Here is an 11,295-nt window from a genome sequence, read left to right as displayed (position 1 = left end):
GATAAAACCGTTGACTCCTCTGTTCGTTCCAGTACAGCAGTGGCATTGGGAAATCTGGGGGAGGCTGCCAAACCCTACGTCAAAGACATCCTCGACTTCCTCAAGGATAAATCCGTTGACTCAAATGTTCGTTATGGTGCTGCATCGGCATTGGGAAGGATAGAACAACTGAACCTAAATAATGTTGTTGTAATTCTAGATAGCATCTATTATGCAGGTCAATCAGAATTTGAACAGTGGCGGTTTTTAAGCTATTTCCTGGGTGGTGGCACTGAAGAACTAAAAACACTGCTTACATGGCTGGGTTTTCCTAACCCTAAAACAATTCCTCGTCAATTAAGCCACGATCGCGGTGATAAAACTCTTAAAATCTTTGCCCAAGTCTGGGAACCGAGTCGAGATTTTGCACGATTACGCGAAGACTTAGCCAAGCAAATTGCTGTAGTTGCGAGAAAAGTCTCTTGGCAACCACAAGATATTGTTATTTTAGAAAATCACTACAACAACCTCAAAAAAGCTGGCTACAACGAAGCTGATTCGCTGCAATCAGTAATAGTTAACCTCAAAACTTGGCAGTGGTTGTTCAACGCCAGAACTACTATTTTGATTCATGCTGCCTTTTGGCTTGTCCTCATCTTCGCTTATCCCAAATTTCCCCAAGTTCAAGCCATCTTCTTCTGGAATCCTTGGGTGAGGCGCATTCTCGGTGTCGGCTACGTCGGCTTAATTCTCACCTGGGTTCCCTTTTTCCGCGAAAAGTTATTTGAACCCTTCAAGCCTTCCCTACTAGCTGATGCCGGGTTAGATAGTTTTAACCCCGAAGCTTACTTCCCAAATTCTAAAGTGAAGGTTCCCGGTGTAGACAAACCCGTACCAATTACCCAAGCACTACCTAACATCAAAGGACAAGTCATCTTGGAAGGTGATTCTGGCTTGGGTAAGTCAATGTATCTGCGCTATTTGGTAAAAACTTCTGGGCGACTTGTGGTTTATCTACCCGCCCGCAAGTGTGACAAAGGGGTAATTGAAGCAATTCAAGCCAAGCTGCACGGACAAGCACAAGATGCTGATTTTCTCAAGAATTTAATTTACAGTGGCGCATTAGATATTTGCATTGACGGACTCAATGAAGTTACCGCCGACACCAGGGCAAAAATCTGTCAGTTTGCCGAAAGCTATTTTCGGGGTAACATCATCATGACTACCCAACCCCTAGAGTGGACACCACCCTCAACAGCCAAAATATATAAATTGCTCCCTCTTGAAGAACCACAAATACAGCAATTTCTGATTTCCCGTCAGCCACGATTGCCCAAAAATGCCAAAGTTCAAGGTACTAATTATGAGCAAGCCACTGCTAGTTTTTTAACCAAAGCCCTCAGTAATCAGCAATCACCACAAGAATTAAGCGCGATTGAGAAGGTTCTCTCTAACCCAATGGATTTAACTGTGGTAGCCCTGATGCTATCTCAAGGTGAATACCCCGATTTATTTCACTTGCAACAACATCAATATCAATTGATGGCAGCAGAATATTTGCAAGAATGGAACCAGGAATTTCCGCTAAAAAAATTCTCCGATGCTGTCTATCAAATGCGGCTGAATGATGAACAGGCGTTACCTGCGGATGAATTTTACCAGGTATTACAGTCATTGGAAGACGATAAATATAAAATGGTTGTCAGCCGTCAGTGGCAAGACGAAAAAGGCGAAGCCAAGAGAGAATGGTACTTCCGCCACGATAAGATTATGGATTTCTTTTTGGTGCAGAACTTTCTCGGCGAGAGTGAGGAAGCTAAAAATCGGCTCATTGATCACATGAATGACCCCCGTTTTCGTGGTGTTTACTTCTTGCTAGCAATCTTACTCCCGTTAGATGCTGCCACAGAATTGAAAGAAAAATTAGTTCAATACGCTGCTGATACCAAAGACCATACTGTGAGTGATACCTTCGTGCAATTGTTGCGGCCAAGGACGTGATATTAATTCGTAATTAATACCAATTTGAAAAAATAATACGACAAATAGACCATTTGTAGAGACGCGATTCATTGCGTCTTTACCCAAGGATGTGTTGCAATCATTAATTGAATTTGTATAACAAAGAAACTTCTAGGCTGAGGACAAATTCCTGATTTAATAAAAATCTGACTTTTCAGATCATTTAAAAAAGCTAACGCTAAAGCTAATCGCTGAGCAAGCTGCCTTACTAGAGGATAGAAGCGAAGTTCTTTAGATAAGAGTGAAAAGTCAGATATTAGAATGAGTGGAAAAAGAGATTGTATCTGTCTTACCGCCAAGAATAATCAACGCTCAGTTCACCTGGAACTAAGCTTAATAAATTGGGCGGAAGGATTAATCACGACCCCAGTGGCGATCGCGTTCATAGGGACGGTTATTGTCATAAATGTTGCGAATGTTATTATCGCGGTCATAACGGCGATTGTTATCGCGGTCATAGCGACGATTGTTATCGCGGTCATAACGGCGATTGTTATCACGGTCATAACGGCGATTATGATCGCGGTCATAGCGGCGATTATTATCGCGGTCATAACGGCGGTTGTCACGAATGTTGCGAAGGTTGTTCTGGCGGTCATAATCACCATTTTTATAATGACGATTATGACGTTCATAGTTACCATCATCGTTGCGTTGGTAGCTATTGTTATCTAACTGAGCAAGATAAGATGCTGGTGTATTAGCATCAGCTTTTGGAGAAATAGCCAAAGCTGATGCAGATGCTATCAAGCCGGCGAGCAAAATAGAGGTAAAGCGGTTCATAATGTGAGTCAATAATTATTGACAGTAAATTATGCAAGTCCAGTCTGTTTAGGAAGAGCAGATTCCACAAGTCTCTAAATCAATCCTAACAGTGTTGAATAAGTCGAAAAGTTTTCTTGAGTGCGGTGATTGAGAAAAGTTTTGTTGTCTGCGATACTTTCTGACCTTCCAAATCCCGTGAAAAGTTAAAATTAAAATAAATCTTTAAACCGGATGAATCCACCTTTTATCTCCGTTAACGAGTATTTGAACTGGATGAATCCACCTTTTATCTCCGTTAACGAGTATTTGAACTGGATGAATCCACCTTTTATCTCCGTCAACGAGTATTTGAACCGGATGAATCCACCTTTTATCTCCGTCAACGAGTATTTGAACCGGATGAATCCACCTTTTATCTCCGTTAACGAGTATTTGAACCGGATGAATCCACCTTTTATCTCCGTTATAGCGCTTCCTATTTAGATGCAGTACAAGATTATACCGCGGGGTGTAGGGGCACGGCAGTGCCCATTGCTGTCAGCTTAACGTAAAAACTAGTCTAGACACAGCTTTGAGAGATTGTCTCGTTGTCTCGTTCCCCTGCTCCGACTGGGAATGCCGTCCTAGAGGCTCCGCCTCAAGACTTGCGGCAAAGCCGCAATGATGTGCATTTCCAGCCAGAGGCTGGAAACGAGGTCTGAAAAGGGTTTCAGCTTAAGTTGACACTAATGGGCAGTGCCATGCCCCTACGGGTGTACCTCATACAAACGAGAAGTGCTATAACGAGTCTTTGATATTAAATACATTGCGATCGCAGCTTAAGCATATAAATTTAGGCAGAGCGATGTCTAACAACCAACCGCTCTACATTTACACCAGTTGCTAACGGCACTTGCGTTAAAACCCGATTGGTAGATTTAATCAAATCTGCTGCCTTTTCGCCAATCATAATTGTGGGTGCATTGGTGTTTCCCGTGCTAATAGTTGGCATAATTGATGCATCTACAACACGCAACCCTTCAACACCATGTACCCGCAGTTCGGGATCTACCACTGAATCGGAGTCTGTTCCCATTTTGCAAGTGCCGGCCAAAACCTACCAGCTAGCCAATAATCTGATCTACTAGACAAAACGCACACCAATTGTGATTAGTGTGCGTCTGCGGTTAGATTTTAGAAATTCTCGAACTTAGCGATCGCATCCTTCATCTTATCCACCACCTCATCGACAGGGATAACTCCCAATTCCCCAGAAGCGCGGGTACGAATACTCAAGGTATTAGTTTCCACTTCCTTAGCTCCCACCACAGCCATCACGGGTATTTTTTCTTTCTCTGCATTGCGAATCTGTTTACCTAAGCGATCGCCACTGGTATCCACTTCTGCACGGATGCCCAATGCACGCATCTTCGCCACCACATCTTTAGCAAAGTCTAACTGTGTATCACCCACTGGCAGTAATCTAGCTTGCACTGGCGCTAACCACAAAGGAAAATCGCCCGCATATTCTTCAATTAAGATCCCAATTAGTCGTTCCAGCGAACCAAAAGGCGCACGGTGAATCATCACTGGACGTTTGCGAACACCATCTTCGGCGACGTATTCCAAATCAAAGCGTTCTGGCAAGTTGTAATCTACCTGCACAGTTCCTAATTGCCATTCCCGTTCTAGGGCATCACTGAAAATAAAGTCGAGTTTGGGCCCATAAAATGCCGCTTCTCCAATACCTTCAAAGTGATCCATCCCCAAGGTTTCAACTGCACGGCGAATTGCACCTTCGGCTTTGTCCCAAACTTCATCTGAACCGATGTACTTGTCACTAGCTGGATCGCGGAAACTGAGTCTAGCTTTAAAGTTCTTTAGTTGCAGACTATTGAACACCGACAAAATCAAATCCACCACACTGAGGAATTCACTATCTAGCTGTTCTGGGGTGACAAACAGGTGAGAATCATCCACAGTAAAACCACGCACCCGTGTTAAACCACCCAATTCCCCTGATTGTTCGTAGCGGTAAACAGTGCCAAATTCCGCCAAGCGCATCGGTAGTTCTCGATAAGAGCGCAACTCACTCTTATATATTTGGATGTGGAAGGGGCAGTTCATCGGCTTCATGACGAACCCCTGTTCCTGTGCAGCAGCTTCGGAGTCATCTGCCATCAAAGGAAACATATCTTCTTTATATTTCTGCCAATGTCCAGAGGTTTTGAATAAGTCTACTCTGGCAATGTGAGGCGTTACTACGGATAAATAACCCCGTTTTAACTGTTCTTGCTTGAGGAAGTCTTCTAAAGTACTCCGTAACAGAGTGCCTTTGGGTGTCCATAAAGGTAAACCCGGCCCCACTAGATCAGAAAATACAAATAATCCCAGTTCCTTACCTAGTTTCCGGTGATCTCGCCGCAGCGCTTCTTCTTTGCGTCGCTTATATTCAGCGAGTTGTTCTGGACTTTCCCAAGCGGTGGCGTAGATACGTTGTAATTGGGCTTTAGTTTCATCCCCACGCCAATAAGCACCAGCAACGCTTTCTAGTTCAATTGCCTTGGGGTTTAATTCACTGGTATTTTCCAGATGAGGCCCCGCACACAAATCCCACCATTCATTCCCCAGATGGTAAATTGTGATTGGTTCGTTTTTGATATCTGCCAGGATTTCTAGCTTGTAAGGTTCGTTAATTCCCTGAATCCGGCGTTGGGCTTCTTCGCGGCTGACTTCTTCTCGAATAACCGCCAACTTGCGATTAATAATCTTCGCCATCTCTTTCTTGATGACTTTGAGATCGTTTTCGCTAAATGGTTCTGGATTGTCGAAGTCGTAGTAAAAACCGTTTTCTATCCAAGGGCCGATTGTAACTTGCGCCTTGGGAAACAGCTTTTGTACTGCCATTGCCATAACATGGGAAGCAGTGTGACGAATCTTCTTTAAGTTCTCCGATTCACTGGTACGCGGTAAATAAATTTTTTCAACTTGCTCTGATTGTTCGGACTGATTTGATGAATTTGGCGACATTGGCTGCTGAACCGTTGGCGAAGTGATTACAAAAGGTGATTTATCTGAATCTGTAGGCTTATTCAACTATAACGACTTTGGTTAAGTAGTCATTTGTCATTTGTCATTAGTTATTGGTGCATACTAATCCCTTGCAATGCCATGAGTAGTTCAACAAAGTTCACTGTAAACTTGCTTTGACAGTGGGCAGAAAAAGTTTTCTTTCGTCGGAGTAATTCAAACTATGTTACAGAGTGGGCGTGCTTTCTCTTGGACTAATGACTTTGCGTAGCGGTTTGATTCTGAGTCCTGAATTTTGACTCCTGAATTCTTCTTCAATCCAAAGATAAAGATAAATTTTTGATTTGTTACCTGAGTGTCAAATTAAGGATTGGTTGCGACGCCGAATAGCCAGTCGTAGACATCGCTAAATTATCTTATGAATTACAACTTGATGTCATATATACCTATAGATGCCTGTCCAAAGGCACTGTACAAACCAGTTATCAAGACTATATAATAAATTTTGTCACCTTTGTTACAAATTTTTACATCTGGGAATTATGAGAATAATTCTGCAAATGTTAAGAAACGTAAATAACGTTAATATTAGTAAGCAAGTTTGAAATATTCCTTTCATTTATGCCAGACTCAAATTTACCAGGGACTGAGTTGTTGAAAACGGTTTTAGATCCGCTGCTGGAAGATTTTCAGCATTGGTTTACGCGATCGCGCCATTTACTCGAAACTGAGGAACTATCATTTATGAGTCACCAAGAGCAATCTGACTTGCTCTTGCGGGTCAAGCAAGCGCAAGATGAACTAAATACGGCGAAGATGCTATTTAATGCAACTGATAAACAAGTCGGGATTGAGATGGCAACGTTAATGCCTTGGCATGAATTAGTGACAGAATGCTGGAATGTCGCAATTCGCTTTCGTCAAGGACGTGAAGTTTAAGCGCAAACTTTCGGCAGACAATTTAGCGGTGTCTCAAGACTAGCCAAGCAAGCGTCTACGCAAGATAGTAAATCAATCGTTAAAGAGATAATAGATAATTCTTAAGGATTTCTTAACATTAGCTGGATTAACAAAATAATGTATCCTATGCTACCGTAAGTGGAATAACGGTTGACAAATAGCTTCATATAAATGTAAGCGCGTAAAAAGTGCGTAGAATACTCGTCTTGACTGTAAGTACAGTATCGGCGAAACAAAGCGTTACAAAATAAAGTTTTAAAAATTGCTGTTCTGGAGGAAAATCCAATGTTACATTTGCTTTACATTCTTGCTTTTACAATCCTTGCATTTATAGCTGTTGGCAACTTAATTCGTAACTTGATTATGTTCAGTTTTGATCGGGAACGAACCTACCCCACGAATTCGTCGCCAATGAATAACCAAGGCAACTATGGTTATTATTCATCAAAGAAACAGTTTGTACCCCATCCAGAATTATTAGATAGCGCGGGAAACCTAATTAAAGAGCCACTTTTGGTAATGCGTTCGATTAACGTTGAAGATGCGCGTCAACATCTTGATGAACTTTACGAAGCATCCCCAGGACATAAAAGAGAAAATTCCGAAGAAGCATAACGTAAAGACGCGATTAATCGCGTCTGTTAAGAGTTTGGGTGTAAATTATTGTTTTTTTTTGCATCCTTAACCCTTTTCTTAGCAAAAATTTATTCCCATATCAATCCAGTCAATGTAGCTTTTTTGCATTTTGTTAAAAATACTCAATTGGTGGACAACCGCACTCATCGTTGCAAGGACTGCAATCGCAGGCGGATACAATTTTTATTCTATTTAGCTAGCGAATTTTCAATTCTTTTTTGGCACTTTTCAGCTGTCTCCAGAGGATGTGAATTTGTTTGTAAGCCTCTTCTGGGGAAAGTTTACCACTAGTTTGGAGGCTGCAAATGTAGTTTACCCGTTGAGAAAAATCTTGAAGATTAGCGTTAAATACTAGATACTCTGGTTTAAATTGCCCATAATATGGACTACGAGGATATAGAAAATCACATAGTTCGGATAGCAAATCAGATTGTCGGTTCATAAGTGTTTAGAGTATTACGGATTAGAAATTATCTAATTGGAAAATTTTAACAAAGCTTTCGTCGACCCTTTTGACAAGCATTACAGAAAGAAGTTTGAGGTTGAAAGTCAAGACAGCCGAAGGCTTCCTCAGAACAAGCTTTAATTGGATGTACAGTACACTTAAGGCGATAGTCGTTAGTGAAATATTCACAAGCATGACAAGGAATTTCATGTAGCTTTTTTAAATGATTTATCCCTTGTTTTAAAGTAAACCAGATACTCAAAATAAAGAAAATCAAAGTGGCCCAAGCAAATGAAGCACAAAAAATTGTAGCCAGCATAAGTCATCCTCCTAAAGATTAAAAATAAATTGCCCGCAGTCAACTGCTTTTAACCGCAGGCATGAAATATTATTTAGCTGGTGTTGAGTGAAACTAAATTAACTAAGTCAGTAAGTAGACATGAATCAATATTAAAGACGTAGAATGCTACGTCTTTACATCATGGGTACTAAATCACTACATGATTAAATCGAGTTAATTGCGATCGCACCGAATAAAGCAACACTAGTCAATAGCAGATAAGCGAAGATTGCTCCACCAATTCCACCAATCAAAAAGCCCTCAGTAAATTGACTCCATTCAGCAACAGTATTAATGCTCTGTGGCACTTTGGCAACTGTTGCAACCGAAACCGATCGTGAATAGATTTCCTGTTGTCTTTCGTAGCTGGTAGTGCCATAAAGCGAAAAACCAATTGTCAGGATGATAATCAAACTGCCTGTGGCTAGTAAACCAACCAAGCTGCCCACATTAGAATTGCGTAATAAACCTAATGAACCTAATGTCGCAAAGGGGCCAACTAGCCAGTAACCATGAGCCATGCCAATTTCTAATCCCCGCCACAGAGCAGATATACCAGGGCGGTAAAGTGGCAAGTATTTGAGAAACTTCAGCGTCAGATCGGAAGAATTGACTACGGTTACTTGATTACTCGTTTGGCGCTCTACACGTGGAGGCTGAACCATATCACCATTTTTAAAATCAAATCCGCCTGCGATCGCACGAGCGCGGAGAGCGTGCCAAATGTGACCTAACAGAAATATGAGCGCTAGGACAAAATGGAAAGTTACTAACCAACCACGAGCAGAAACTATACCAGCAGAAGTTTCTATAGCTCTAACTGGGCCATAAAAAACTTCGGGATAGACGGTGTTATTGACTGAAGCAAAGTATGCTGCTAAAAAGCCCATGTATGCTACAGCACCAATGCTGTAAGATAAATACGCTTCCCCTGAGTAAATCAAAATTCGGCGTGCCCAAGCAAATGGCTTAGTTAAGATGTGGAAAATACCACCGCCAATTAACATCAAACCAACCCAGATGTGACCGCCAACAACATCTTCCAAGTTATCAACAGCAGCTAATCCCTCTGGTCCCCAAGCCCCAAATAGGTAGCCAAAAATGCGGAATGGGTTAAGTGTCGGATGATTGATTACCCTTACGTCTCCACCGCCAGCAGTCCAAGGGTCAAACAGTCCACCCCAAAACATCGCCTTGGCAACTAAAGCCAAAGCACCCAAACCTAAAAGCGTTAGGTGAATGCCCAAGATGGTTGTCATCTTGTCCTTATCTTTCCAGTCATAGCCAAAAAATCCAGCCCAAGTAGGATTATCTTGTAACACTTCTGGGCCCAGCAGAGAGTGGTAAATACCACCAGCAGCCAGAATCACTGAAGGTATCAGATGTAAGACGCTGATTACAAAGTAGGGATAGGTGCTTATAACTTGCCCACCAGCACCGACACCCAAACCGAGAGTCGCTAGATGAGGTAGCAAAATTAACCCTTGCTCATACATTGGCTCATTAGGGTTGAAGCGCGACAATTCAAACAGCGTCATCCCTCCAGCCCATAACAAAATCAATGCAGAATGGGCAACATGAGCGCCTAGTAATTTTCCTGATAAATTAGTGAGACGAAAGTTACCAGCCCACCAACCAACATCAGGTATCTGTTGCTTATATGGGCTATCTTCAATTACTGCTGTCATTTCTAGTACTCCTTGAGAATATTTAGCAATATTGTTGAGCTTGTGCTTTCAGACAATTGCAAATTTATTGCATTAAATTGAATTTAGCTAATTGGTTGCGGAATTACCGCCTCCTGACTCACCCTACCTTTGCGAAAATCGAACCCACGCGCCCGCAACGCGTGCCAGATATGACCTTGAAGAAAGAAGAAAGCTAACCAAAAATGGGCATTAGCTAACCAAGTCCGGGCAGTTACAAGGTCAGGGTCAGGTGATGAAAAGTACGGCACGATATTCTGTCTAACTACAAGCGCCGGCCCATAAAAAACTTCCGGATAAACAGTAGTGTTTACCGATACAAACAGAGTTGCAATAAAACCCATCAGTGCCAAAGCGCCTAGACTGTATGAGAGATAAGCTTCTCCAGACCAAACAAATAGTGGATGCGTCCAACTAAAGGGCTTAGTAGCTATATGGAAAAGTCCACCAATAATCAACATTGCACCAACCCAAATATGTCCACCAACCACGTCTTCTAGGTTGTCAACGCCAGCAATCCAGAATTTCCTAATTGCGCCAAACAGATAACCAAAAATGACACCTGGGTTTAATGTCGGATTTGTAATTACCCGCACATTTTCAACATTTGGGTCGTATAAACCCCCAAAGTACATTGCTTTGGCGACTAACAAGAATGCACCACAACCTAGTAAAACCAGGTGAATACCAAGGATTGTGGTCATTTTACCGGTGTCTGACCAGTCGTAGCCAAAGAAAGGAACTCTACCTTCCAATTTTTCCGGGCCACGCAGGGAATGAAAGATTCCTCCGAAACCCAAAAAGGCTGAGGAAATTAGATGCAAAGCTCCGATTACAAGGTAGGGATAAGTATCCAAAACTACACCCTCTGCACCAACACCCCAACCTTGTGTAGCTAGGTGAGGTAACAAAATTAAGCCTTGCGAGTACATCGGTTCTGCTGGATTAAAGTGGGCTAGCTCAAATAAAGTCATAGCTCCTGCCCAGAAAACGATCAGACCAGAATGAGCGACGTGAGCGCCTAGTAATTTCCCTGATAAGCTGGTAAGTCTGGCGTTACCTGCCCACCAAGGCGAGTCAGTAAGGTCTTGTTCTACTGACAGCGGACTTGTAGAAGTTGTCATTTTACATCTATCCTTCTATTGAGAATATTATTCAATAGGTTTAAAAAAAGTCTACACTAAAATCTCAATTAATGAAATAAAATCTCATTAATAGTTTTGATGCAAATGAAAAATTACTTACATCTCAATCGGTTTGGTGTTGGTGATATTTGACTCTGGAAGATTCCCCTAACTTTATCAGGGACACTAAGCTCATGGACAATTTGTCAATAAGTAATAGTGCTTAAACTGCCTATCGTATTATTTATTGGGTTGAGTAAGACAAGAAACAGGTAAGCATTGCAAGGTTTTGGCACACATCAAGATTCA

9 protein-coding genes and 2 pseudogenes are annotated in these 11,295 nt (G+C 42.0%); 4 read left to right on the top strand and 7 right to left on the bottom strand.

Translation table 11 applies throughout. From position 1 onward, the window contains the following. Window positions 1-1,980 (top strand): annotated as a pseudogene (locus RMY16_RS19065) (PBS lyase); the annotation flags it as partial. 375 nt (window positions 1,981-2,355) lie between these two features. Here the strand turns inward: RMY16_RS19065 and RMY16_RS19060 are convergent. Next, window positions 2,356-2,784 (bottom strand): hypothetical protein, encoded by a 429-nt coding sequence (locus tag RMY16_RS19060; RefSeq protein ID WP_322737730.1) that lies wholly within the window; start codon window positions 2,782-2,784, stop codon window positions 2,356-2,358. 213 nt (window positions 2,785-2,997) lie between these two features. On the opposite strand from RMY16_RS19060, the gene RMY16_RS19055 reads away from it, so the two are divergent. Beyond that, on the top strand, window positions 2,998-3,249 hold the full coding sequence (locus RMY16_RS19055; protein WP_322737729.1) for a hypothetical protein: 252 nt from the start codon (window positions 2,998-3,000) through the stop codon (window positions 3,247-3,249). 349 nt (window positions 3,250-3,598) lie between these two features. Here the strand turns inward: RMY16_RS19055 and RMY16_RS19050 are convergent. Both RMY16_RS19050 and thrS read right to left on the bottom strand, forming a co-directional pair. Continuing rightward, window positions 3,599-3,853, bottom strand: a pseudogene (locus RMY16_RS19050) (GMC oxidoreductase); the annotation flags it as partial. Between the two features lie 86 nt (window positions 3,854-3,939). Next, on the bottom strand, window positions 3,940-5,775 hold the full coding sequence (gene thrS, locus RMY16_RS19045; RefSeq protein WP_322737735.1) for a threonine--tRNA ligase: 1,836 nt from the start codon (window positions 5,773-5,775) through the stop codon (window positions 3,940-3,942). A 621-nt stretch (window positions 5,776-6,396) separates the two neighbouring features. Here thrS and RMY16_RS19040 point away from each other — a divergent pair. After that, the gene (locus RMY16_RS19040) at window positions 6,397-6,714 is read left to right on the top strand and encodes a DUF2605 domain-containing protein (RefSeq protein WP_322667864.1); all 318 of its coding nucleotides are present in this window, start codon (window positions 6,397-6,399) and stop codon (window positions 6,712-6,714) included. Window positions 6,715-7,020: 306 nt separating this feature from the next. Continuing rightward, window positions 7,021-7,350 carry a DUF2973 domain-containing protein gene (locus RMY16_RS19035; protein WP_322737728.1) on the top strand — a complete coding sequence of 110 codons (330 nt, stop codon included), beginning with the start codon at window positions 7,021-7,023 and terminating at the stop codon, window positions 7,348-7,350. 217 nt (window positions 7,351-7,567) lie between these two features. On the opposite strand, the gene RMY16_RS19030 is transcribed toward RMY16_RS19035, so the two are convergent. From RMY16_RS19030 to RMY16_RS19015, 4 genes are all read right to left on the bottom strand, one after another. Next, complete coding sequence (locus RMY16_RS19030) at window positions 7,568-7,813, bottom strand: hypothetical protein (protein WP_104905416.1); 246 nt, start codon at window positions 7,811-7,813, stop codon at window positions 7,568-7,570. Between the two features lie 46 nt (window positions 7,814-7,859). Beyond that, the gene (locus RMY16_RS19025; RefSeq protein WP_322737727.1) at window positions 7,860-8,135 is read right to left on the bottom strand and encodes a hypothetical protein; all 276 of its coding nucleotides are present in this window, start codon (window positions 8,133-8,135) and stop codon (window positions 7,860-7,862) included. 185 nt (window positions 8,136-8,320) lie between these two features. Then, window positions 8,321-9,844, bottom strand: coding sequence for a chlorophyll a/b binding light-harvesting protein (locus RMY16_RS19020; RefSeq protein ID WP_322737726.1), 1,524 nt, complete (start codon window positions 9,842-9,844; stop codon window positions 8,321-8,323). A gap of 83 nt (window positions 9,845-9,927) precedes the next feature. After that, a complete protein-coding gene (locus RMY16_RS19015) occupies window positions 9,928-10,986 on the bottom strand; it encodes a chlorophyll a/b binding light-harvesting protein (protein ID WP_322737725.1) in 1,059 nt (352 codons plus the stop codon). Window positions 10,987-11,295 lie beyond the last annotated feature (309 nt).

Source organism: Nostoc sp. DedQUE12b (genome assembly GCF_034530835.1).
GTDB lineage: Bacteria > Cyanobacteriota > Cyanobacteriia > Cyanobacteriales > Nostocaceae > Nostoc.
The sequence above is the reverse complement of the archived record's forward strand: the minus strand, read 5'-3'. Positions and strand labels throughout refer to the sequence as shown.

What these genes read in the sequence shown, in the direction of transcription:
- RMY16_RS19060 (WP_322737730.1), bottom strand. Translation starts at nt 2,784, where the DNA reads ATGAACCGCTTTACCTCTATTTTGCTCGCCGGCTTGATAGCATCTGCA.
- RMY16_RS19055 (WP_322737729.1), top strand. Translation starts at nt 2,998, where the DNA reads ATGAATCCACCTTTTATCTCCGTTAACGAGTATTTGAACTGGATGAAT.
- thrS (WP_322737735.1), bottom strand. Translation starts at nt 5,775, where the DNA reads ATGTCGCCAAATTCATCAAATCAGTCCGAACAATCAGAGCAAGTTGAA.
- RMY16_RS19040 (WP_322667864.1), top strand. Translation starts at nt 6,397, where the DNA reads ATGCCAGACTCAAATTTACCAGGGACTGAGTTGTTGAAAACGGTTTTA.
- RMY16_RS19035 (WP_322737728.1), top strand. Translation starts at nt 7,021, where the DNA reads ATGTTACATTTGCTTTACATTCTTGCTTTTACAATCCTTGCATTTATA.
- RMY16_RS19030 (WP_104905416.1), bottom strand. Translation starts at nt 7,813, where the DNA reads ATGAACCGACAATCTGATTTGCTATCCGAACTATGTGATTTTCTATAT.
- RMY16_RS19025 (WP_322737727.1), bottom strand. Translation starts at nt 8,135, where the DNA reads ATGCTGGCTACAATTTTTTGTGCTTCATTTGCTTGGGCCACTTTGATT.
- RMY16_RS19020 (WP_322737726.1), bottom strand. Translation starts at nt 9,844, where the DNA reads ATGACAGCAGTAATTGAAGATAGCCCATATAAGCAACAGATACCTGAT.
- RMY16_RS19015 (WP_322737725.1), bottom strand. Translation starts at nt 10,986, where the DNA reads ATGACAACTTCTACAAGTCCGCTGTCAGTAGAACAAGACCTTACTGAC.